The organism is Bacillus luti, from assembly GCF_009739945.1.
GTDB classification, from domain to species: Bacteria; Bacillota; Bacilli; order Bacillales; family Bacillaceae_G; genus Bacillus_A; species Bacillus_A luti.
In genome coordinates this window covers 3,621,344-3,645,503 of sequence record NZ_CP040336.1, presented here as the reverse complement: position 1 = coordinate 3,645,503, position 24,160 = coordinate 3,621,344, and the positions used below count along the sequence as shown (strand labels likewise).

At 36.1% G+C, this 24,160-nt stretch carries 27 protein-coding genes; 26 read left to right on the top strand and 1 reads right to left on the bottom strand.

Features of this window, described 5'->3' with window-relative positions; translation table 11 throughout:
* Positions 1-121: 121 nt before the first annotated feature.
* The 26 genes from der to EUC40_RS18330 all read left to right on the top strand — a co-directional run bounded on the left by der (position 122) and on the right by EUC40_RS18330 (position 22,978).
* Positions 122-1,432, top strand: a complete 1,311-nt coding sequence (der, locus tag EUC40_RS18455) for a ribosome biogenesis GTPase Der (protein ID WP_001125891.1) — start codon at positions 122-124, stop codon at positions 1,430-1,432.
* An 18-nt stretch (positions 1,433-1,450) separates the two neighbouring features.
* Positions 1,451-2,473, top strand: a complete 1,023-nt coding sequence (locus tag EUC40_RS18450) for an NAD(P)H-dependent glycerol-3-phosphate dehydrogenase (RefSeq protein WP_071709782.1) — start codon at positions 1,451-1,453, stop codon at positions 2,471-2,473.
* 115 nt (positions 2,474-2,588) lie between these two features.
* On the top strand, positions 2,589-2,840 hold the full coding sequence (locus EUC40_RS18445; protein WP_000369752.1) for a stage VI sporulation protein F: 252 nt from the start codon (positions 2,589-2,591) through the stop codon (positions 2,838-2,840).
* Positions 2,841-3,106: 266 nt separating this feature from the next.
* Positions 3,107-3,310, top strand: a complete 204-nt coding sequence (locus EUC40_RS18440) for a DUF2768 domain-containing protein (RefSeq protein WP_071709781.1) — start codon at positions 3,107-3,109, stop codon at positions 3,308-3,310.
* A gap of 64 nt (positions 3,311-3,374) precedes the next feature.
* The gene (locus EUC40_RS18435; protein ID WP_071709780.1) at positions 3,375-4,088 is read left to right on the top strand and encodes a hypothetical protein; all 714 of its coding nucleotides are present in this window, start codon (positions 3,375-3,377) and stop codon (positions 4,086-4,088) included.
* 242 nt (positions 4,089-4,330) lie between these two features.
* A complete protein-coding gene (spoIVA, locus tag EUC40_RS18430; RefSeq protein WP_000416519.1) occupies positions 4,331-5,809 on the top strand; it encodes a stage IV sporulation protein A in 1,479 nt (492 codons plus the stop codon).
* Between the two features lie 297 nt (positions 5,810-6,106).
* Positions 6,107-6,379 (top strand): HU family DNA-binding protein, encoded by a 273-nt coding sequence (locus tag EUC40_RS18425; RefSeq protein ID WP_001043860.1) that lies wholly within the window; start codon positions 6,107-6,109, stop codon positions 6,377-6,379.
* A 120-nt stretch (positions 6,380-6,499) separates the two neighbouring features.
* Positions 6,500-7,069 carry a GTP cyclohydrolase I FolE gene (gene folE / locus EUC40_RS18420; RefSeq protein WP_001151478.1) on the top strand — a complete coding sequence of 190 codons (570 nt, stop codon included), beginning with the start codon at positions 6,500-6,502 and terminating at the stop codon, positions 7,067-7,069.
* A 191-nt stretch (positions 7,070-7,260) separates the two neighbouring features.
* Positions 7,261-8,010, top strand: coding sequence for a heptaprenyl diphosphate synthase component 1 (locus tag EUC40_RS18415; RefSeq protein WP_071709779.1), 750 nt, complete (start codon positions 7,261-7,263; stop codon positions 8,008-8,010).
* A 29-nt stretch (positions 8,011-8,039) separates the two neighbouring features.
* Positions 8,040-8,753 carry a 2-heptaprenyl-1,4-naphthoquinone methyltransferase gene (menG, locus tag EUC40_RS18410; RefSeq protein ID WP_001187669.1) on the top strand — a complete coding sequence of 238 codons (714 nt, stop codon included), beginning with the start codon at positions 8,040-8,042 and terminating at the stop codon, positions 8,751-8,753.
* Positions 8,754-8,784: 31 nt separating this feature from the next.
* A complete protein-coding gene (gene hepT / locus EUC40_RS18405) occupies positions 8,785-9,747 on the top strand; it encodes a heptaprenyl diphosphate synthase component II (RefSeq protein WP_071709778.1) in 963 nt (320 codons plus the stop codon).
* Between the two features lie 124 nt (positions 9,748-9,871).
* A complete protein-coding gene (ndk, locus tag EUC40_RS18400) occupies positions 9,872-10,318 on the top strand; it encodes a nucleoside-diphosphate kinase (protein ID WP_000415881.1) in 447 nt (148 codons plus the stop codon).
* Between the two features lie 285 nt (positions 10,319-10,603).
* Entirely contained in the window at positions 10,604-11,776 is a 1,173-nt protein-coding gene (gene aroC / locus EUC40_RS18395) for a chorismate synthase (protein WP_071709777.1), read from the top strand.
* Positions 11,776-12,861 carry a 3-dehydroquinate synthase gene (aroB, locus tag EUC40_RS18390; protein WP_156576235.1) on the top strand — a complete coding sequence of 362 codons (1,086 nt, stop codon included), beginning with the start codon at positions 11,776-11,778 and terminating at the stop codon, positions 12,859-12,861. Before aroC ends, aroB begins: the two co-directional genes overlap by 1 nt.
* A gap of 110 nt (positions 12,862-12,971) precedes the next feature.
* A complete protein-coding gene (gene hisC, locus EUC40_RS18385) occupies positions 12,972-14,084 on the top strand; it encodes a histidinol-phosphate transaminase (protein WP_156576234.1) in 1,113 nt (370 codons plus the stop codon).
* A gap of 407 nt (positions 14,085-14,491) precedes the next feature.
* Positions 14,492-15,754: a tetratricopeptide repeat protein gene (locus EUC40_RS18380; protein WP_156576233.1), complete on the top strand. Its 1,263-nt coding sequence runs from the start codon at positions 14,492-14,494 to the stop codon at positions 15,752-15,754.
* Positions 15,755-15,827: 73 nt separating this feature from the next.
* A complete protein-coding gene (locus EUC40_RS18375) occupies positions 15,828-16,364 on the top strand; it encodes a ReoY family proteolytic degradation factor (RefSeq protein ID WP_001095928.1) in 537 nt (178 codons plus the stop codon).
* 136 nt (positions 16,365-16,500) lie between these two features.
* Positions 16,501-16,974 (top strand): YpiF family protein, encoded by a 474-nt coding sequence (locus EUC40_RS18370; protein ID WP_156576232.1) that lies wholly within the window; start codon positions 16,501-16,503, stop codon positions 16,972-16,974.
* Between the two features lie 143 nt (positions 16,975-17,117).
* The gene (gene qcrA / locus EUC40_RS18365) at positions 17,118-17,630 is read left to right on the top strand and encodes a menaquinol-cytochrome c reductase iron-sulfur subunit (RefSeq protein WP_001290419.1); all 513 of its coding nucleotides are present in this window, start codon (positions 17,118-17,120) and stop codon (positions 17,628-17,630) included.
* The gene (gene qcrB / locus EUC40_RS18360; RefSeq protein ID WP_000932700.1) at positions 17,631-18,305 is read left to right on the top strand and encodes a menaquinol-cytochrome c reductase cytochrome b subunit; all 675 of its coding nucleotides are present in this window, start codon (positions 17,631-17,633) and stop codon (positions 18,303-18,305) included.
* 43 nt (positions 18,306-18,348) lie between these two features.
* Complete coding sequence (gene qcrC / locus EUC40_RS18355) at positions 18,349-19,116, top strand: menaquinol-cytochrome c reductase cytochrome b/c subunit (protein ID WP_000554602.1); 768 nt, start codon at positions 18,349-18,351, stop codon at positions 19,114-19,116.
* 109 nt (positions 19,117-19,225) lie between these two features.
* On the top strand, positions 19,226-19,819 hold the full coding sequence (gene lhaT / locus EUC40_RS18350) for a lipoprotein heptaprenylglyceryl N-acetyltransferase LhaT (protein WP_116758450.1): 594 nt from the start codon (positions 19,226-19,228) through the stop codon (positions 19,817-19,819).
* 22 nt (positions 19,820-19,841) lie between these two features.
* Complete coding sequence (lit, locus tag EUC40_RS18345; RefSeq protein ID WP_071709771.1) at positions 19,842-20,528, top strand: lipoprotein intramolecular transacylase Lit; 687 nt, start codon at positions 19,842-19,844, stop codon at positions 20,526-20,528.
* Between the two features lie 107 nt (positions 20,529-20,635).
* Complete coding sequence (gene ypjB / locus EUC40_RS18340; protein WP_000831593.1) at positions 20,636-21,424, top strand: sporulation protein YpjB; 789 nt, start codon at positions 20,636-20,638, stop codon at positions 21,422-21,424.
* A 102-nt stretch (positions 21,425-21,526) separates the two neighbouring features.
* Positions 21,527-22,210 carry a zinc metallopeptidase gene (locus EUC40_RS18335; protein WP_011109966.1) on the top strand — a complete coding sequence of 228 codons (684 nt, stop codon included), beginning with the start codon at positions 21,527-21,529 and terminating at the stop codon, positions 22,208-22,210.
* Positions 22,211-22,333: 123 nt separating this feature from the next.
* Complete coding sequence (locus EUC40_RS18330; RefSeq protein WP_156576231.1) at positions 22,334-22,978, top strand: uracil-DNA glycosylase; 645 nt, start codon at positions 22,334-22,336, stop codon at positions 22,976-22,978.
* Positions 22,979-23,005: 27 nt separating this feature from the next.
* Here the strand turns inward: EUC40_RS18330 and EUC40_RS18325 are convergent, their stop codons facing one another.
* Positions 23,006-23,887, bottom strand: a complete 882-nt coding sequence (locus EUC40_RS18325; protein ID WP_156576230.1) for a YitT family protein — start codon at positions 23,885-23,887, stop codon at positions 23,006-23,008.
* Positions 23,888-24,160 lie beyond the last annotated feature (273 nt).

Here is a 24,160-nt window from a genome sequence, read left to right as displayed (position 1 = left end):
CGTGTGTTATAATGTGAGGTGTTTTGATACGTTGAGAAATATTCTGGAATGCAAATCCCTTCTTGCACAAAGAAGGGTTTTTTACATAATAAACAGAAGCAAGTTGAAAGGATGAATGTATATGCCGAAACCAGTAATAGCGATAGTAGGCCGCCCGAACGTGGGGAAATCTACTATTTTTAATAGAATTGTTGGAGAAAGAGTTTCAATCGTAGAAGATATTCCAGGTGTAACGCGTGATCGTATTTATAGCGCTGGAGATTGGTTGAATCATGAATTTAACATTATTGATACAGGTGGAATTGATATTGGAGACGAGCCGTTTTTGACACAAATTCGTCAACAAGCTGAAGTAGCGATAGATGAAGCAGATGTTATCATTTTTATGACAAACGGTCGTGACGGTGTAACAGCAGCTGATGAAGAAGTTGCAAAAATATTATATCGTTCAAATAAACCAGTTGTACTTGCAGTAAATAAAGTGGACAATCCGGAAATGCGCAGTGACATTTATGACTTTTATGCGTTAGGATTTGGTGAACCATTCCCAATTTCAGGTACACACGGATTAGGATTAGGTGACTTATTAGACGAAGCTGCACAGCATTTTCCAAAGATTGAAGAAGACGGATATGATGAAGATACAATTCGTTTCTCTTTAATTGGACGTCCAAACGTAGGGAAATCATCACTTGTAAATGCTCTTCTTGGTCAAGAGCGTGTAATTGTTAGTAACGTAGCAGGAACAACTCGTGATGCTGTCGATACACCGTATAGTAAAGACGGAAAAGATTATGTAATTATCGATACAGCTGGTATGCGTAAAAAAGGGAAAGTGTATGAAAGTACAGAAAAGTATAGTGTACTTCGTGCACTAAGAGCGATTGAACGTTCTGACGTTGTTTTAGTCGTTTTAGACGGTGAAGAAGGAATTATTGAACAAGATAAAAAAATCGCTGGATACGCTCATGATTCAGGGCGAGCTGTCGTTATCGTTGTAAACAAGTGGGACGCAGTGAAAAAAGACGAGAAAACAATGAAAGCATTTGAAGAAAACATCCGTGCTCATTTCCAATTTTTAGAGTACGCACCGATTGTGTTCTTATCTGCGAAAACGAGAAAACGTACACAAACGTTAATACCAGTTATCGATGAGGTAAATGAAAGCCATAGTATCCGTATTCAAACGAATGTATTAAATGATGTAATTATGGATGCGGTAGCGATGAATCCAACGCCAACGCATAACGGTAGCCGTCTGAAGATTTTCTATGCAACACAAGTTGCGGTAAAACCACCAACATTTGTTGTGTTTGTAAACGATCCAGAACTATTGCACTTCTCATATGAGCGCTTCTTAAAGAATCGTTTACGTGAATCATTTGGCTTTGTAGGAACGCCGATTCACATTATCGCTAGAGCAAGAGACTAATGGAGAGGATGTGATTTTATGACAAAAATCACAGTAGTTGGAGCAGGTAGCTGGGGAACAGCGTTAGCGATGGTATTAGCTGACAATGGGCATGATGTACGTATTTGGGGAAATCGTTCTGAACTTATGGATGAGATTAATACAAAACATGAGAATAGTCGATACCTTCCGGGAATTACATTGCCAAGCACAATCGTAGCCTACTCTTCTTTAGAAGAAGCATTAGTAGATGTAAATGTAGTACTTCTTGTAGTACCAACGAAAGCGTATAGAGAAGTACTGCAAGATATGAAGAAATATGTAGCAGGTCCGACTACTTGGATTCATGCAAGTAAAGGAATTGAACCTGGTACGTCAAAACGTATTTCGGAAGTGATTGAGGAAGAAATTCCAGAGAACTTGATTAAAGACGTTGTTGTGCTGTCTGGACCGAGTCATGCTGAAGAAGTTGGGTTGCGTCAAGAGACAACTGTTACGTCTGCAGCAAAGCGTATGGAAGCGGCTGAAGAAGTACAAGACTTGTTTATGAATAGTTACTTCCGTGTATACACAAATCCAGATATCATTGGAGTTGAACTTGGCGGTGCGTTAAAAAATATTATCGCATTAGCTGCTGGAATAACTGATGGTCTTGGATTAGGTGATAATGCAAAGGCGGCATTAATGACACGTGGTTTAACAGAGATCGCTCGTTTAGGAAGAAAAATGGGCGGAAATCCGTTAACGTTTGCTGGTCTAACTGGTATGGGAGACTTAATTGTAACTTGTACAAGTGTTCATAGCCGAAATTGGCGCGCTGGAAATATGCTTGGAAAAGGACACTCTTTAGAAGAAGTGTTAGAAAGCATGGGTATGGTTGTAGAAGGTGTGAGAACTACGAAAGCTGCTCATGAATTAGCAGAGAAAATGGAAGTTGAAATGCCGATAACAGCTGCTTTATATGACGTGCTGTTCAATGGGAATAATGTGAAAGATGCAGTAGGCTCATTAATGGGACGTGTTCGAAAACATGAAGTGGAAGCTATACCTGATTTACTGTAAATAAAAGCGGTAGAAGTACAAAAGTACTTCTACCGCTTTTTATTTTTTTGGGTCTTTTCACCATTTTTTCATTTTTGCATAGGATGAAGAGTAACTTGAGGAGAGGGTGAAAAGAATGGATAATAACATTTTTAATAACATTGAAAAAGAAGCGAAAGTGAATAAAGAAGATATTTTTAAATTAGCATCATCTGTACAAAATGCGAATTTACGTGATGAGAAAGTGCTTCGTCAATTGATTCATCAAGTTGCTCTAATGGCAGGACGTGAAGTGCCGAAAGAACAAGAGGATCAAATTGTAAAAGCAATTGTTAATAATAATATGCCAGCGGATTTTGGCTCGTTAAGTAAAATGTTTAAAAAATAAAATATGAGAAACAAAGAGTTTGTGGATTGCATATGATAGCCATGAAAGTATGGGAATAGAGCTGATTTGGGCATATTTGGTCAACCGGAGCGAGAGAGACACTCGCTTCGGTTTTATTTTTATCTAGATTAATGAAAGTTGTGAAAAAACCTGTTGATTCAAGTTATATATTCGCAATTTGTAGTAAAATGTTATTTTTGTATTTGTTTAAAGATTTTAATTTGTTAAAATAGTATAAAAATAGATTAATACAAAGGGGTGTGTATATGTCAGAAGGGCTTTTAAAAATGTGGTTTGCTTTAGGAGCAATTGGATTTATGTTTTTTGCAGTAAGTTTTATTTTAATAAGTAGATACAAAATAAAGAATAAATTTTTGAAAGGGATTACAGCGTTAGTAGCGTACACCCTTATGATTGTATCAGGAATTGTTATTTTTCTTGTTGTATTTAGTGGACCTGTACAGCAGTAAAGGGAATGGTCTCGAAAATGCTACATACGGAGCAAGTTATATTAGTATGAAAAGGTGATTGCTAGTGAAAAAAGTCCATATTATTTTAATATTTTGTTGTATGAGCCTTTTAACAGGATGTCTGTATCCGAAAGAAAATATGAAACAAAATGCTATTCCTTATGAAGATCAGCTACAGGTTGTTCAAAAAGCTGTAGTGACATTTAAGGAGCAAAATGATGGGATATTGCCAATTAAGACGCGGGATATGAATACGCCAATTTATCAGAAGTATCCAATCGATTTTCAAAAGATTGCTCCGCGTTACATACAAGAAGCACCAGGGAATGCATATGAAAGTGGTGGAGTATATCAATATGTATTAATAGATGTTGAAACAAATCCCACTGTAAAGTTAATTGACGTAAGGATGGCTGACCAAATTCAGGAATTGACATTGAAACTTAAAATGTATCGTGATGAACATCAATATCCACCTTTTAAAAAAGTAATTACAGATGGTGTCTATGAATTAGATTTCAAAAAACTAGGATATAAAGATGTACCGCAAGTGACAAGTCCGTATTCTGGTAAGGGGCTGCCTTTCGTAATCAATGAAAAAGGAGAAGTTTTCGTTGATTATAGAATCGACTTATATGAAGCTTTGAAAAAAAATGAAGGTCAATTTAAAGAAGGGGAAGATATTCGGAATATACTATCGAAAGACTCTCCATTTGTTCCTGCTTATTCTCTGCCATATACGGTAAAGAACGGAGAACCAATTTTTTTTAAATCATAAGTCATGAACCTTTCTTTTAGCGAATAAGTTCTAGAAGAAAGGTTTTTTATGTTATACAACTTGTGATGCAAACAAAAGATATTTTTAAATAGTCATATGAAATTGGACAAAATTATATGATATATTGTCCGAACTTCTAGAATACCATTATATTATATCAGATATTATAGGCAACGTTAGAGAAGGTATTAGTTGACTATAAACGCGGAATTATTCCCAAAAATTTTGAGGGAGGGAATCACTTGGAAAAGGTAGATATTTTTAAAGATATTGCGGAACGCACAGGCGGTGATATTTATTTTGGAGTTGTAGGAGCTGTCCGAACAGGAAAATCAACATTCATTAAAAAATTTATGGAACTTGTAGTTATTCCAAATATTGAGAATGAGTCTGACCGTCAAAGAGCGCAGGATGAACTGCCTCAAAGTGCTGCTGGTCGTACAATTATGACGACGGAACCAAAGTTTGTTCCAAACCAAGCGGTTTCTATCGAAGTAGATGAAGGTCTTGAAGTGAATATTCGATTAGTAGATTGCGTTGGATATACGGTTCCAGGAGCAAAAGGTTATGAAGATGAGAATGGCCCGCGTATGATTAATACTCCTTGGTATGAAGAACCTATTCCGTTCCATGAAGCTGCAGAAATCGGAACACGTAAAGTAATTCAAGAACATTCTACAATTGGTGTTGTAATCACAACCGATGGAACGATTGGTGAAATTCCAAGAAGAGATTATATAGAGGCAGAAGAACGAGTTGTAAATGAGTTAAAAGAAGTTGGAAAGCCTTTCATTATGATTATAAACACTGTACAGCCGTATCATCCAGATACAGAGCAATTACGCCAAAGTTTATCAGAAGAATATGATATTCCAGTAATTGCGATGAGTGTAGAGAGTTTAAGAGAAACAGATGTGTATAATGTGCTTCGAGAAGCGCTATTTGAGTTCCCGGTTTTAGAAGTGAATGTAAACCTTCCGAGCTGGGTAATGGTGCTAAATGAAGGGCATTGGTTACGCCAAAGCTATCAGGAAGCAGTTCAAGAGACTGTGAAGGACATAAAACGTCTTCGTGATGTGGACCGCGTTGTTTGGCAATTTAGTCAATATGAATTTATTGATCGAGCGAGCCTAGCTGGTATTGACATGGGGCAAGGTGTGGCGGAGATTGACTTATATGCACCAGATGAATTGTATGATCAAATTTTAAAAGAAGTAGTAGGAGTAGAAATTCGAGGGAAAGATCATTTATTGAAGCTTATGCTCGATTTATCTCATGCGAAAATAGAATATGATCAAGTGGCGGATGCCTTGCGTATGGTAAAGCAAACAGGATATGGTGTAGCAGCGCCTGCATTAGCAGACATGAGCTTAGATGAGCCAGAAATTATTCGTCACGGTTCCAGATTTGGTGTGAAGTTAAAGGCCGTAGCCCCATCTATTCATATGATTAAAGTAGATGTGGAGTCAACGTTTGAGCCAATTATAGGTACTGAAAAGCAAAGTGAAGAATTAGTTCGTTATTTAATGCAAGATTTCGAAGATGATCCGTTATCAATTTGGAATTCTGATATATTTGGACGTTCGCTTAGCTCAATTGTTCGAGAAGGAATTCAAGCGAAACTATCTTTAATGCCAGAAAATGCTAGATATAAATTAAAAGAAACGTTAGAAAGAATTATTAATGAAGGCTCTGGCGGATTAATTGCGATTATATTGTAAGAAAAAATCCCTCTCACTGTAGAGGGATTTTTTTATTTTTACGTATGTAATAGAAAAATAAACAGTCATTATCTAATATATTGTTGTAAATTGTCAAGTTTCATCAGATTTTCACATTTTAAGAGTAACAATTTCCTTAAAAATATTGAATTATAAAGGAGAATCGTATAATATAGGCGTTGATAATGATTTATCTACATCTTTGTAGTATAGAATTTGTAAAAATTGCCTACAAATGAAAGTAAGACTCATTTTATGATCATTATACAGTCTTATCTTTGGGAGGAGGTGAATGGCATGAACAAGACAGATTTAATCAATGCTGTTGCAGAAGCAAGTTCCCTTTCTAAAAAGGACGCAACAAAAGCAGTAGACGCTGTTTTTGATTCTATCTTAGAAGCTTTAAAACAAGGTGATAAAGTACAACTAATCGGATTCGGTAACTTCGAAGTTCGTGAGCGTGCGGCTCGTAAAGGTCGTAACCCACAAACAGGTGAGGAGATTGAAATCGCTGCAAGTAAAGTACCTGCATTCAAACCTGGTAAAGCGTTAAAAGATGCGGTTAAATAATCCTTACATATTAACAGGGAAGAAGAGTTTCCTTTTTGGGAACTCTTCTTTTTGCTTTTAAAAACATAAATATGCTAGAATGTGTTCGTATCACTTTTAGGTTTTCGGGAGGGCTAGCGGATGGCAAAAGTTAATTTAGAACAAATTGAACATGCAGTACGCCTTATTTTAGAGGCAATCGGAGATGATCCAAATCGCGAGGGAGTACTTGATACACCAAAGCGTGTTGCAAAAATGTACGCAGAAGTGTTCGCGGGCATGCATGAAGATCCGAAAGAACATTTGCATAAAGTATTCGGAGAAGATCACGAAGAGCTTGTACTAGTAAAAGATATACCATTTTATTCGATGTGTGAGCATCATTTAGTTCCGTTCTATGGAGTTGCTCACGTTGCATATATTCCGCAAGGCGGAAAGGTGACAGGCCTAAGTAAATTAGCCCGCACTGTAGACACAATTGCACGTCGTCCACAACTGCAAGAACGTATTACTTCAACGGTAGCGAACTCTATTATGGAAGTACTAGAGCCGCATGGTGTTATGGTAGTAGTAGAAGCAGAACATATGTGTATGACTATGCGTGGTGTGAAAAAACCAGGTGCGAAAACAGTAACGACAGCAGTACGTGGTGTGTTAGAAAATGATGCTGCCGCACGTAGTGAAATTTTATCTTTCATTAAAACGAAGTAAAGAAAAGCGGGAAACTGCTTTTCTTTTTTTTTTATGTGAATAAATGATATAGTTTTAGTTGGACAGATTGAGAATGGAAGGTGTTATTTAATTCAGCGGAGGTTTGGAAGGGGTAGCCAAGTTTTGGTTATAGAAAATAGAATGTATGTGTTATAATAAGTTTTATGAATTAGAAAACAAGGGTGATTTTTGTGTGTGACATCTACGGAGGGTATGCGGGTATAAAAGAGAAATTGATGGAGAAATTACGCCATCCTTATTTTATAAACTATATTGAAGAACCATTTATTGATGAAGAAAAAATAGCATTACTATATGGGGCTTTAAAGAGTGCGAATTTACATATAGAACAAATCGAGCATTATGTAGTAACGATTATGCTAGTACAAATTGCGCTTGATACGCATGAAAGAGTATCAAATAAAGCAGGTGAGGAAGCGATTGAGTCGCATAAATGTCGCCAATTAACAGTACTTGCAGGTGATTACTATAGTGGGTTATATTATTATTTATTGTCTATGAATCGTGATATTGTTTTAATTCGTGCGCTTGCTGAAGGAATTAAAGAAATCAATGAACATAAAATTATGCTATATCAAAAAGCACATAAAACAATTGAGGACATAATGAAAAGTGTGATAACGATTGAGTCTGCGCTATTGCAGAAAACGTGTGATCATTTCCATTTATCACATTGGAAGCCATTTATAACTTATGTGTTAGGAAAAAATCGTCTCCAAAAAGAATATCAATTGCACGCTGATAAACAACATTCACCTGTTTTTCAAGCAGTTCAAGGGATTTTGAGGGATGGAGTAGATGCAGAAACCGTTATTAATGGCTGGATGATGGAACTGAGTAAGCAAGAAAATCAATTTTTAGAAAATCACACAGACATAAGTGAAATAAATGCTGTGTTAAAAGATAAATCGAAGACATAAGCAATTTTACATTGGAAGAAGGTACGAGCATGCAACAATCAAAAGAAGAAAGAGTACACGATGTATTTGAAAAAATTTCTGATAAATATGATGTAATGAATTCTGTAATCAGTTTTCAAAGACATAAGGCATGGCGTAAAGAGACAATGCGTATTATGGATGTACAACCGGGCAGTAAAGCGCTTGATGTATGCTGTGGGACAGCGGACTGGACAATTGCGCTAGCTGGAGCGGTAGGAGAGCAGGGGAAGGTTGTTGGACTAGATTTCAGTGAAAATATGTTATCTGTCGGTAAGCAAAAGGTAGAGGCTTTACAATTAAAGCAAGTAGAACTTCTACATGGAAATGCAATGGAACTTCCATTTGAGGATAATACATTTGATTACGTAACGATTGGATTTGGTTTGCGTAATGTGCCAGACTATATGCACGTATTAAAAGAAATGACGCGTGTAGTAAAGCCAGGTGGAAAAGTAATCTGTTTAGAAACATCGCAGCCAACAATGATTGGTTTTCGACAAGGATATATTTTATACTTTAAGTATATCATGCCGTTATTTGGAAAGATGTTTGCGAAAAGTTATAAAGAATATTCATGGCTTCAGGAATCAGCTAGTACATTCCCGGGGATGAAGGAATTGGCTCATATGTTTGAGGAAGCTGGACTTGAACATGTACAAGTGAAGCCGTTTACTTTTGGGGTAGCAGCGATGCATTTAGGTATTAAACCAGAATCAAAATAGAAAAAAGACGTTTTAGGTTAAGGTGAACAATATGAAGTTACAACTTATGTACTCTTTTTTACGATCGGATATTAATGTGATAGAAAAAGAATTAAAAAAGACGGTTGCTTCTGAACAGCCATTAGTAGAAGAAGCGGCATTACAACTTATTGAGGCTGGTGGGAAGCGAATTCGGCCCGTATTTGTGTTACTTGCAGGGAAATTTGGAGATTATAAGTTAGACGCAATTAAGCATGTTGCTGTTGCGTTAGAACTTATTCATATGGCTTCTCTTGTTCACGATGATGTTATTGATGCTGCATTTTTACGACGTGGTAGTGCGACTGTGAATGCAAAATGGGGAGATCGTATTGCGATGTATACAGGAGACTATTTGTTTGCTAAGTCTCTTGAATGTGTAACAAATATCGAAATTCCAGAGGCGCATCAGGCGCTATCACATACCATTTTAGAAGTTTGTAAAGGTGAAATTGAACAAATTAAAGATAAATATAATTATGACCAAAATTTGCGAACGTATTTAAGAAGGATAAAGCGAAAAACAGCATTATTAATTGCTGCGAGTTGTCAGTTGGGAGCAATCGCTTCTGGTGCGAATCGTGAAACGGTAAATCGTCTGTTTTGGTATGGCTATTTTGTAGGAATGTCTTATCAAATTATTGATGATATTCTAGATTTCGTTTCAACGGAAGAGAAACTTGGAAAACCTGCTGGTGGTGATTTATTACAAGGGAATATTACACTTCCTGCTTTATATGCTATGGAAGATCCAGTGCTTCGTAAGAAAATCACATCTGTACATGAAAATACAACAGCGGACGAAATGAAAGAAATTATTGAGGCTGTGAAGAATGGTGATGCTATTGATAAAGCATTTGCGTTTAGTGAACGTTATTTACATAAAGCATTAGAAATAATAAAACCACTCCCACGTGGGCAAGCGAAGTATGCATTACAAAACGTAGCAAAGTATATTGGGAAACGAAAATTTTAGTGTTTTTTCTAAAAAATAAAATAATCTCTCTATTTCAAAACTATTGCACAATTGTGATAAGGGTGTTACTATGTGTGTGGGGATATACAATTACATACATAATTCAGAAGTGGAGAGATTTTTTATGGAAAAAACATTTCTAATGGTAAAACCAGACGGTGTACAACGTGCTTTCATTGGGGAAATTGTAGCTCGTTTTGAGAAAAAGGGCTTTCAATTAGTTGGTGCAAAATTAATGCAAGTCACTCCGGAAATTGCTGGAGAACACTACGGTGAGCATAAAGAAAGACCTTTCTTTGGTGAATTAGTAGACTTTATTACATCTGGACCTGTATTCGCAATGGTATGGCAAGGTGAAGGTGTAGTAGATACAGCTCGTAACATGATGGGTAAAACAAGACCACATGAAGCGGCTCCTGGAACAATTCGTGGAGATTTCGGTGTAACTGTTGCGAAAAACATTATTCACGGTTCTGATTCTTTAGAAAGCGCAGAGCGCGAGATTGCTATTTTCTTTAAAGAAGAAGAATTAGTAGACTACTCAAAATTAATGAATGAATGGATTTACTAATTATTTTGAAATAATTTGTAAACGCTTTAATAACTGTGATAATAGTAAAAAGTGCAAGAAGAATAGGGGTATTCTTCTTGCACTTTTTTTATTTGAATTAGTTACGAAGTTAAAGTTGTTATGATATATTGGTATGTAAAGTAAAAGGCCTATTGGAAGTATAGAATGAGAATAAGCAAATGGCCGATTTACGATATAATTTCTTTCATATTTTTAGAATAACGAAAGTTCATATTATTGCTTAATATAGTGAGATAAATACATATACGAAAAGAGGAATGACGTATGCGATATATTACAGCTGGTGAATCTCATGGTCCACAACTTACAACGATTATAGAAGGTGTTCCAGCGGGACTATCAATAGTTGCGGACGATATAAATGAAGAATTATCGAGAAGGCAAAAGGGATATGGTCGTGGTAGACGCATGCAAATTGAGACAGATCAAGTGCAAATTGTAAGTGGTGTTAGACATGGAGAAACATTAGGTTCTCCTATTGCACTCGTTGTTGAGAATCGTGATTTTGCGCATTGGACGAAAATTATGGGTGCAGAGCCGTTAACGGAGCAAGAAGAAAAAGAAATGAAAAGGAAAGTGACAAAACCAAGACCTGGACATGCTGATTTAAATGGTGCGATTAAATATGGTCATAGAGATATGAGAAATGTACTTGAACGCTCTTCGGCACGTGAAACGACAGTACGTGTTGCTGCTGGTGCAGTTGCTAAAAAAGTTTTAGCGGAACTTGGTATTAAAGTGGCAGGACATGTAATCGAGATTGGTGGTGTACAAGCTAAGGAGATTACTTATAGTTCAATTGAAGAATTAAAAAGTATAACAGAAGAATCACCTGTACGTTGCTTAGATGACGAAGCTGGTAAGCAAATGATGAAAGCGATTGATGATGCAAAAGCAAATGGTGATTCAATCGGTGGCATTGTTGAAGTAGTTGTGGAAGGCATGCCAATTGGAGTAGGTAGCTATGTACATTATGATCGAAAATTGGATGCAAAACTAGCAGCCGCAATTATGAGTATAAATGCCTTTAAAGGTGTGGAGATTGGAATTGGTTTTGAAGCAGCACGTAGACCGGGAAGTGAAGTTCATGATGAAATCCTGTGGGATGAGGAGCATGGATATACAAGAAGAACGAACAATGCAGGTGGGTTAGAAGGCGGTATGACGACTGGTATGCCAATTGTTGTGCGCGGTGTGATGAAACCGATACCTACACTATATAAACCTCTTCAAAGTGTGGATATAGATACGAAAGAACCATTTTCAGCGAGTATTGAACGTTCAGATAGTTGTGCTGTACCAGCAGCTAGTGTCGTTGCAGAAGCAGTTGTTGCTTGGGAATTAGCGACAGCTTTACTAGAACAATTTGGAGTAGATCGCATGGATCTTATCCGTGAAAATATTGAGAAACATAATGAATATGCGAGGGGATTTTAATGGGAAATATACATATTCAAACGAAATCAAAAGAATATGATGTGCATGTTGGAAAAGAAGCGTTGTCACATTTGACAACAATCATTCAAAATATGCAGCCAGCTGTATCTAACGTAATGATCATTTCAGATGAAGTTGTTGCATCTCTACATTTACAGACAGTTGTTGATGCATTACAAGTAGAGCAACAAGTATTTTCATTTGTTGTACCGAGTGGTGAAAAAGAAAAATCTTTTGAGAACTTCTACGGAGCTCATACTTCAGCTCTTGAAAATAAATTAGATAGAAATTCTTTAATTATTGCACTTGGAGGCGGAATGATTGGAGACTTGGCTGGGTTTGTCGCTGCGTCGTTTATGCGTGGCATTCGTTTTGTTCAAGTTCCAACAACTTTATTAGCTCATGATAGTGCAGTAGGTGGGAAAGTAGCAATTAATCATCCATTAGGGAAAAATATGATTGGTGCATTCCATCAGCCAGAAGCGGTTGTATATCATACGCCGTTTTTACAGTCTCTTCCTGAAAAAGAGTGGCGTTCAGGTTATGCAGAAGTGATAAAGCATGCTCTTATTGGTGATGTTGAGCTGTATCATTGGTTGAAACAAGAAGTACAAACATTAGCAGAACTTCGTGATGAGAAGTTAATTCATATATTAACGAAGGCGATTCCTGTAAAAGCAAATATTGTAGCGCAAGATGAAACAGAAAAAGGTGTACGCGCCCATCTGAACTTTGGACATACTTTAGGTCATGCTCTTGAAAAAGAGATTGGGTATGGAAATATCACTCACGGTGACGGAGTAGCTGTTGGCATGTTATTTGCTATATTCTTAAGTGAACAAGTGTACAAGATTGATCTTGCTTATGAAGAGATGAAGCAGTGGTTCTTGAAGTACGGCTATCCAAAAATGCCAAGTGATTTGAATGTAGAGCGCCTCGTTCAATTGATGAAACAAGATAAGAAAGCAAATGCAGGAACAATTCATATGGTACTTATGCAGGAATATGGGGTAGTAAATGTCGTATCTATTTCAGATGAGACTGTTCATATTGCGTTAGAGGCATTTCAAAAGGATATGGCATAAAAGGGTTATAGGAGAGGTATTCTCGTAAATGACAGTTATAAAAAGAGATTGCAGTAAGGAACTATAACCGTATTGTAATTGAATTGAATCAAATGACTGGGGGAAGAAAAATGAGAGTGAAAGAGCAATTGTTAACTTTAAGAGCATATGTACCTGGGAAAAATATTGAAGAAGTAAAAAGGGAATATGGATTATCAAAAATTGTGAAATTAGCATCGAACGAAAATCCATTTGGTTGCTCGGCACGTGTGACAGAAGCATTAACTTCTTTAGCGGGCCAATACGCGCTTTATCCGGATGGATATGCCTTTGACCTGCGAACGAAAGTAGCAGAGCATGTAGGGGTAAAAGCGGAACAACTATTATTTGGTAGTGGATTAGATGAAGTCATTCAAATGATTAGCCGTGCATTACTACATGAAGGCACAAATGTTGTAATGGCGAATCCTACGTTCTCGCAATACCATCACCATGCTGTTATTGAAGGAGCAGAAGTTCGTGAAGTACCACTAAAAGAGGGTATTCACGATTTAGATGCGATGTTACAGCAAGTAGATGACAAAACGAAGATTGTATGGATTTGTAACCCGAATAACCCGACAGGTACATACGTAGAGAAACAAAAGTTGCTTTCATTTTTAGAATCAGTTCCTAAGTCAGCACTCGTTATTATGGATGAAGCATATTATGAGTATGCGGGGGCGGAAGACTATCCGCAAACATTACCACTTCTTGAAAAGTATGAAAATCTTATGATTTTACGCACGTTTTCAAAGGCGTATGGCTTAGCTGCTTTTCGTATCGGATACGCGGTTGGTAATGCGAAGTTAATTGGACAGCTAGAAGTAGCAAGGTTACCATTCAATACATCGACTGTAGCGCAATCTGTAGCAATAGCTGCATTAGAAGATCAAAAGTTTCTAGAAGAATGTGTGCAGAAGAATGCTGAAGGTTTAAATCAATACTATGCATTTTGTAAGGAATATAACGTATTCTATTATCCATCTCAAACAAATTTCATTTTCTTAAAACTTGGTATTCCTGGTAATGAAGCTTTCGAACGATTAATGCAAAAAGGATATATTGTTCGTTCAGGTGCTGCATTTGGCATACATGACGGTATTCGTATTACAGTCGGTTTAAAAGAAGAGAATGATGAAATTATAGAATTACTGAAAGAGCTTGTAAATGAGAAGGTAAAGAAAGAGGAAACATATTCTTAAGAAATTGCGGTGGCTCCTATTATAGGAGCCTTTTTTATTTAAGGTAACGAAGCTCCACTTTTTAACAAAGATTGAAGTGTGCTAGTCAGGTTGGCTTTATATAACTTAATAATCAACGAGAGAAGTTATTTGCACGGTAATGAAAGAAAACGGTACAATAGAAAGTAGGGATGCGGTATCGGTGTCATATGAGAACCTTTTGAACAACGAGCCGTGCTATAAGAGAAAGTACAAGAAGAAGTATGCTCATTCTAAAGGTTGCGTTCTTACAGTGAGTTGCTTATGATAAAGTGAAACTTTAATTAGTGGGGGATGTTTGTCCCTCGCTGATTATTAGTTGAACCAATCGGGCTTTTACGGGGTAAATGAACAGAAGAGAATATTTTTTAGAATTAAAGGAGACGTTTATGCAAAAGTTTGAACAAGCTGTTTCATATATTGAAAATGGAGAAGCGGAAAAAGGATTACAATTATTAAAAGAACAATTACAAATTGCAAATGATGAAGAGAAGTATGATATCGCTCGTTATTACCATACACTTGGATTTATGGATGAGGCACTAACAATTACTGAGGACTTACGCCTACTGTATCCAGAAGAAAGTGAATTTACGGTATTTTTAGCAGAATTATATATTGATCTAGACAAAGAAGATGAAGCGATTGAAGTGCTTCATGATATTCCGGAAAATGATGATTTATATGTTCAATCGTTATTACTTGTTGCGGATTTATTCCAAATGCAAGGTTTTGATGATGTAGCGGAGCAAAAACTATTAAAGGCGAAAGAAATGATGCCTGACGAACCTGTTATTACGTTTGGATTAGCAGAATTATATAGTAGTAAAGGGGAAGAACAAAAGGCAATTACTCATTACGAATCGCTATTAGCAGAACATAAAGTAATGGGTGGTGTTGTGATTGCACTTCGTCTTGCAGAAACGTTAAGTGCGATTGGAAACTGGGAAGAGGCAATCTCTTACTATGAAGCAGGCCTAGAAGAGCAAAAAGATATTCACTCATTATTTGGATATGCCTTTACATTATACCAAGGAGAAGAATATCAAAGAGCAATTGGTGCTTGGCAAGAATTAAAGGAATTAGACCCTGATTACGCATCGCTATACATGTATTTAGCGAAAAGCTATGAAAAAGAAGGAATGCTTCAAGAAAGCTATGAAACACTTCATGAAGGAATTAAAGTAGATGAGCTTTCTGTTCCGTTTTATGTAGAATTAGCGAATATTGCAGCTAAATTAGGAAAAGTAGTAGAAGCAGAAGAAGTACTTCAAAAAGCTCTTGAGTTAGATCCTGGACATTTAGGCGCAACATTGAAATATGCGTATATCTTAAAAGGACAGGAAAAGTATGAAGAGTTAATTGCAGTTGTAGAGCGTGCTATTGATAGCGGAGAGCCAGATACACAACTACTTTGGGACCTGGCGTTTGCAAAAAAACAATTAGAAATGTATTCGGATGCATTAAAACACTATGAAAGTGCATATACTTCTTTTAAGAATCATCCAGACTTTTTGGAAGAGTACGGTTATTTCTTATTGGAAGAAGGAATGCGAAAAGAGGCGAAAGAAGTATTTACCCAGTTAATACAACTAGACCCGACACAAATTCATATTGAAGAGTTGTTATATAATTTAGAGGATTTTTCATAAGTTGGAAGGAAACTGAATGCCGCTTCTTGAATCTAAAAAGAAAAGAGAAAGACAGAGGAGGGACTTAATTGCTATGAATACCCCTGTTTCTGTAAACGAGAAGAAGGATTTTGTAAAATGGTTTTTGAATAATTACCAACTGAAACAGCGTGAATGTGTATGGATTTTGAATTATTTAATGAGTCACGACCAATTAATGCATAAAGTCCACTTCGTAGAGCATGCAAAATATTGTCCGCGTGGCTTAGTAATGTCAGCGAATTGTGTGAAAGACACACCGTTTCACTTTTTTAAACAAAATGTTATGACAACAGATGCTGAAAAATCGTTTCATGATATTCGTTTAAATCGAGATGAAGATATTTATATTCAACTCAACTTTAAATCATCGTTTCAAAATGCAAACTATGTAGCTGTATTAGAAGAAAACCCATATTTACCAAAGCATATTGAAGTGAATGAAAAAGACCGTTTGCTGGCAGAGAGGTTTTTAGAAGAGAGTGTATTTTCATTTAGAAGAGAACGTCTTTTGAAACAAATTGATGAAGCGTTGGATAAGCAAGATAAGGAAACGTTTCATCGGTTAACGGCAGAGTTAAAAACTTTATAGAATTCATTTGAATTATTAAATTTTAAAAAGTTTCAGAATTTTTTCAAGAAAAACTACCTAATATAGGTAGTTTTTCTTTTTTTACCTCTTTTAGTATGGTTTAATATATATAAAGTGAAAGTTCTGTTATTTCTGAATGAAGGAGGGAAGAGACTTGAAATGGATTGTAAAAGATGTGGAACAGTTTGAGCAAGCGAGAGAGTATGTAGATACAGGGATTATACCACTGTTATCAGTTTCGGCAGCAAAAGAAATGAAAATGGTTGTAGAACAAGGTGAATTTATTGAACTGTTGAGTATGGAGTTAGAAAGAGAATATAAAGGAAGAGTGCTTTTACTACCAGCATTTACGTATTTAGTAGAAAGTCAAAAGAAGGAAAAAGGTCGTTTGCAAGAATGGACAGATCATTTACAAAGGCAAGGTTTTAAGCACATTGCGTATGTTACAAGTGATTTTTCATGGAAAGAAGATATGCAAGATATACAGGGAGACTTATTTTGGTTTCCGTCATTAGCGCTAGAACAATTTAGTGATCAAGCAAAAAGAGAACTGATTCATGCACATATAAAAAATATAATGGTGATGTTAGAAGAAAAATGGGGAAAGTAATAATAAACAGAAAGTTCTTATTATTATGAGTAGTATGATATTGACCTGTGCATGAGCGTATTATATCATGATAGTGTCCTAGTTTTTATTTTTTATATAATTTATCACGAGGGGACAATTTCTGATAGAGGGGGGAAATTTTCGTGAGCGAGAAAGAACATCGTGTGTCAAGAAGACAATTTTTAAATTACACACTTACAGGGGTAGGAGGCTTTATGGCAGCAGGTATTCTAATGCCGATGACGCGATTTGCGCTTGATCCGGTGTTAAGAAAAGAAGCGGGAACAGATATGGTTGCTGTTGCACAAGTAAAGGATATTACAACAGAACCAAAACGTTTCGACTTTAAGGTGAAGCAGGTTGATGGTTGGTACAAGTCTGAAGAGCCAAAATCAGCTTGGGTTCATAAAGATGAAAGCGGAGACATTGTTGCATTCTCTCCAGTATGTAAACATTTAGGTTGTACAGTTAACTGGAATTCGGACAAAGCACATCCGAATCAATTCTTTTGCCCATGTCACGGGGGCCGTTATACAAAAGATGGAATGAACATTAAAGGCACGCCGCCCCTTGCTCCACTCGATGTATACGAATCTAAAGTGAAAGATGGAACGCTTTATTTAGGCAAAGCGAAGCCAAAAGGGGGTGCAAAGTAGATGCTAAATAAAATTTATGATTGGGTAGATGAACGGTTAGATATTACACCAATATGGCGCGATATCGCTGATCATGAAGTACCTGAACATGTAAACCCAGCACATCACTTTTCTGCGTTCGTGTATTGTTTTGGAGGACTTACTTTTTTCGTTACTGTAATTCAAATTTTATCTGGAATGTTTTTGACAATGTATTATGTGCCTGATATTAAAAATGCTTGGGAATCGGTGTATTATTTGCAAAATGAAGTTGCATACGGACAAATTGTTCGTGGTATGCACCACTGGGGTGCTAGTCTCGTAATTGTAATGATGTTTTTACATACACTCAGAGTTTTCTTCCAAGGTGCGTATAAAAAGCCTCGTGAGTTAAACTGGATTGTTGGTGTTCTTATTTTCTTTGTTATGTTAGGTCTTGGTTTTACCGGATATTTATTACCATGGGATATGAAAGCGTTATTTGCTACGAAAGTAGGGATTCAAATTGCAGAGCAAACGCCGCTCATTGGTCCTTATATAAAAACATTACTCGCTGGTCATTCCGAAATTGTTGGCGCTCAAACATTAACTCGCTTCTTTGCTATTCACGTCTTCTTCTTACCAGCAGCACTTCTAGGTTTAATGGCCTTCCACTTCATCATGATTCGCAAACAAGGTATTTCCGGTCCGCTATAAGAGATTGCTAAATTAAAGGGGAAAGAACTAAAGGAGGGAGATTATGCATCGCGGCAAAGGGATGAAGTTTGTAGGAGATTCTCGGGTACCGGTAGCTCGGAAACCAAATATTCCGAAAGACTATTCTGAATACCCAGGAAAAACAGAAGCATTTTGGCCGAACTTTTTGTTAAAAGAATGGATGGTTGGTGCAGTTTTTTTAATCGGTTATTTATGTTTAACAGTGGCGCATCCATCACCGCTTGAGAGAATGGCGGATCCAACAGATGCAGGATATATACCACTTCCAGATTGGTATTTCTTATTCTTGTATCAGTTATTAAAGTACTCGTATGCTTCTGGTTCATTTACTGTAATTGGAGCATTTATTATGCCAGGGATTGCGTTTGGAGCATTATTGTTAGCTCCATTTCTTGATCGAGGACCAGAAAGACGCCCATTGAAGCGACCTGTGGCAACTGGATTTATGCTTTTAGCAATTGCATCGATTATCTTTTTAACTTGGGAATCTGTAGCACATCACGACTGGGAAGCTGCAAAAAAACAAGGAGCAATTGTAAAAACGGCACCAGTTGATAAAAATGATGATGGATACAAGTTAATGCAAAAAAATACTTGTTTAACATGTCACGGTGACAATTTACAGGGCGGGGCGGCAGCACCTGCTTTACAAAACTTAACTTTAAAACCAGAAGAAATCGCTAAAATTGCGAAAGAAGGAAAAGGTTCAATGCCTAAAGGGGTATTTAAAGGTACAGATGAAGAACTGAAAAAGCTTTCGGAATTTATTGCAAAGTATAATAAGAAGTAAAAAAAGCTGACTACAAATTTTGTAGTCAGCTTTTTATTTTGATGACAGTAAGTTTGCTATATAATAGAGTAGAGTTTGATGAAAGAATGAAAGGTGTTGGATGTACAGCTTGGTTTACTTGTATGCAATGTTAAGACAACGCTCGGTATTATTATTTTTATTGGCTGTTAATATATTAGGTACAATTTACGGATTTATATGGTATGGAAATCAATTAAAAGAAACTTCACCTATATTTTGGCCGTTTGTACCAGATAGTCCTATGGCGAGTCTCTTTTTTGTCTTTGTTTTAATTGGTTTCTTAATAAAGAGAAACTGGGGATTAATAGAGGCGCTAGCAATTGTTACTTTAATAAAATATGGTATATGGGCTGTTGTTGTAAATGGGGTTATGATTTATGTAAAAGGTCCTATTGGTCTTATGGGATATATGTTAATGCTATCGCATTTTGCAATGGCAGTGCAGGGAGTGTTATATGCACCATTTTACCGTATAAAAAAATGGCATTTTGTAGTGGCAGGTATATGGACATTACATAATGACGCAATTGATTATTTATTTTGGCAAATGCCGAGATATGGCATTATGCATTTGTTTGTAGAGAAAATTGGTTATTTTACATTTTGGTTAAGTATTGCTGTGCTGTGCATCACATATTATTATTGCTTACGTGAGAACAGGAAACAGTTTTCTTTATGGTAGTGAGAACATTTAGGGGGAGAAAATGAAGAAAAATAAGAGTGGTACAAAAATATTGGATCGATTGATTACGATAGTTGTTTCATATAGTATCGCATTTTCTATTTTTGCACTTGCAACAATGGCGGTTGTATATGGAAAATGGCTGTATTATTTTGAAATTGATTTTTTAAATATTCCAGATTTAGCGGATATGACGAAGGATGAAATTAAGAGGAATTATGATGTGCTTATTACATATTTATCTCCGTTTTATGACGGGGCATTACAATTACCAACATTAGATATGTCTACAAATGGGCGTATACATTTTGTAGATGTTAAAAATATTTTAGTAAAGATTCAATATGTGATGTATGCGACAATTATGATAGTAGTGATAGGCGGCGTTTATTTATTAAAAAGAAAAAACGAAAAGTTTTTACTGCACGGATCGATTTTAACGATTATATTTCCGATAGCACTGATGTTACCAATTGCTATTAATTTTGAAAAGAGTTTTGTATTATTCCATAAGCTTTTATTCAGTAATGATTATTGGATGTTTGATATTGAAACGGATCCAATTATATTAATGCTACCGGAAGAGTTCTTTATGCATGCTGCATGTGCTATTTTATTATTCATTTTAAGTGGTAGTATACTTTGTTTCAGTTTGTATAGATATTTCGTAAAAAAGAAAAGGGGTTCAAAGAAAAAATTCTCTGTTTAAAGAGAATTTTTTTGTTTTGAAAACGATAATATATTTTTCAGTCCAGTTCTGTTCTATTCTTGTCCAATTCAACATATTTTGTACTAGTAGTTATAGGGGGGACCGGGATGAAGAGAACATTAATTGGATTGATCGCATTTCTAATTATAATGTTTCCGTTACGTATATATGCTGAAGAGTGGAGTGAGTTAACAGGATTGTTAGACGACTCATTACAATTAGTGAAGCGTAATGAAGATGAAAAAGCTGTGCAAGTATTACAACATTTCTCGGAGCAGTTTGTAATAAAGGGAAATGAAAAAAAGCAAGAGGTAACACCAGATCAATTTAGAGTCATTTCTTTAGCTTACGACAAGGCGAAACAATCTCTCTCGGAAGAGGATTTAGGTAAGCAAGTAAAAATTGATAATGTGTTAGCACTGCAACTTGCTGTTGATGCACAAGTATCGAAATATCAACCACTTTGGATGGAAAGAGAAGGGAAAGTAATGGATGCCTTTTCTCAAATGGAAAAAGCGATGAAAAAAGAAGATACCGGGCAGTTTCAACAAACGTTAAATACATTTTTAAAGGAATTTAATATTATTTATCCAAGCCTAATGATTGCCCTGCCGGAAAACGAGGTGCAACGTGTAAATGCTCATTTATCTTATTTGGACGAATTTCGTAACGTAATGTTAAAAACGAAAGGCGGTCAAATGCAATTAGGAATTATTAAAGGGGATTTGCAAAAGATATTTCACACAGTAAAAAAGGATGAAATTGCCCCCTCTCTCATTTGGTTTATGACAATTACTGGAGGGCTTATTTTATTCACATTAACTTATGTTGGATGGAGAAAGTATAAAGGAGAGAGAGAGAAACGAAAAAGTAATATGCATTCTAAAAATAGATAATACGGATAAATAAAGATATGGATTGTAAGGTTTATTCATTGACAATAATGGCAGAAGAAAATAGAATGAGAAGTACTATAATTAAAACTTCAATGGAGGTTCATGATGTTTTATTTAATTTACTTCGCGATCATAATGATCATACCGTTGTATGCACAGTCAAGAGTACGTAGTGCCTATAGCAAGTATTCACAAGTTTATTCAACATCAGGTATGACAGGAGCGGAAGTGGCTCGAAAAATTTTAGATGAAAATGGATTATACAACGTAGCTGTGGAAGAAACACCAGGTCATTTATCAGACCATTATGATCCAACTGCCAAAACGGTTCGATTATCAACAGATAACTATTACGGTCATTCAGTTGCTGGTACAGCAGTTGCAGCACACGAAGTAGGACACGCGATTCAAGATGCACAAGATTATAACTTTATGCGTATTCGTCATTCGTTAGTTCCTGTAGCCAATTTTGGCTCGAATATATCATGGGTATTTATTATGATTGGTATATTTGCGACAATGTCAAAACTATTGTTATTAGGAATTATTTTAATGGCAGCAGGTGTTGTGTTCCAACTGGTTACATTACCAGTTGAGTTTGATGCATCAAAACGTGCAATGCAACAAATCGAAGCGCTAGGTATCGTATCCACAGATGAATATGGCCAAGCTCGTAAAGTATTAAATGCGGCAGCATTAACATATGTAGCAGCTGCAGCTGTAGCGGTATTTGAATTATTACGTCTCGTATTAATGTATACTGGTATGCAGCGTAGCGACGACTAAAGACTATCAATTATGATAGTCTTTTTTTATTATTTGTAATAAATGGATAGGATAAAATGAAAGAAACGTTGTAAGAAAGTCAAAATACATATAAGCAGCGTATGATAAAGGCAGGTGAAGATGGTGCAATATCCAGACGATCTAGTAAAACAAGTGAAAGAGCGTAGTAATTCTTATCAATTAGAAGGTTTTTTAAGGGGACAAGGTCCTGAAAATCCAAAATTTATGTTGTTAGGAGAAGCGCCTGGTGAAACAGAAATTCATAATGGGATACCGTTTAGCGGGAGGGCAGGAAAACAATTGATGGATTTTTTAGAACGGATTCAAGTTACAAGGGAAGAAGTATATATTACGAGCGCTGTTCGGAGTAGACCTTATAAATGGCGAGAGAAAAAAGAACGAAATGGTGAAATCATACAGAAAAAATATAATAGAACGCCAAATCAAGGGGAAATAATTGCGCATGCACCTTTGTTAGATTATGAATTAGAGCAAATAAACCCGAAGCTTATCGTAACGCTTGGAAATATCGGTCTTCAACGTTTAACAGGAAAAAATAAAAAAATAACAGATGTACACGGAAAATTATTAAAACAACCCATTCAAAAATTAAAGGATATGCAAAGTGCAGAGTTTACATGGTCAGAGAAAGAATATCATATTTTTCCGACCTTTCATCCAGCTTCAATTTTTTATAACCGGAGTTTATTGGAGTTGATTTATGAGGATTTAGAGAAGCTGAAGCAACATATATCAATAAAAAACTAGAAAAGCTAAGCAGCTTTTCTAGTCATATTAATTATGTAACGGTTTTTTATTTTCATCTAATGTAAATCCTTCGCCAACTACATCATGTACATCACTTACAGCAACAAAGGCGTGAGGATCTACAGAAGTAATGATATTTTTTAATTTCACGATTTCATTTTTTGCAACGACGCAATACAATACGTTACGTTCTATTTTTGTATAGGATCCAACAGCTTTTAAAAAGGTTGCACCGCGCTCCATTTCGGATAAAATTTTTGCAGCAATTTCATCGTTTCTATCTGAGATAATAGTTGCTCCTTTAGCTGCATAAGCACCTTCTTGCATAAAATCGATGACTTTTGCGCCGATAAAAACAGCAACTAACGTATACATGCCTTCGCGATATGATAAATAGGTAAGAATAGAGACGACAATAACGACGGCATCAAACATAAACATCGTTTTTCCCATACTCCATCCAAAATATTTGTGAGCTAGCCTTGCAATAATATCAACACCGCCAGTAGTACCGCCGTACTTAAATATAATTCCAAGCCCGATACCGATAAATGCTCCAGCGAATAAAGCAGCGAGTGTCATATCATTTTGCAAGTTTAAATGTAAGTTGAGTACTTCGTAACGCTGAAAAACCCATAGGAATAAAGATACGCTAAAGGTACCTATTAATGTGTACAAAAATGTCGTTCGACCGAGTAACTTCCAACCGATAAAAAATATAGGAATATTCAAAATTAAGTTTGTATAGGAAGGATCAAGCGAAAATAGAAAGTATAATAATAGCGTAATACCAGTAAAGCCACCCTCTGCAAGGTGATTTTCAATATTGATATTCACAATACCGAAAGAGAAAATAGCGGAACCGATTAAAATGAAAATGATATTTCGGATCTTCAAGTTTGCTTTCATATAGAAATCCCCCTAATTATGTAATGATTGGCAGTGCTCCGCTGAAACGATAAAACATAATAAAAAGTTATTTCTAGTTGTTGGTGAAAATAGTAAAATTCCGTAGGAACCCGATTGGTGTGGGCTAATCTTTTGCAAAAATCGCAAAAGAAAGTTTCACTTTACCCCGTCCCAACGGCTGGTAGGAGATGGAGCAAGGAAGAAGTACAAACCAGCCGTTGGGACCCGATTGGTTCAACTAATCTTTTGCAAAAATCGCAAAAGAAAGTTTCA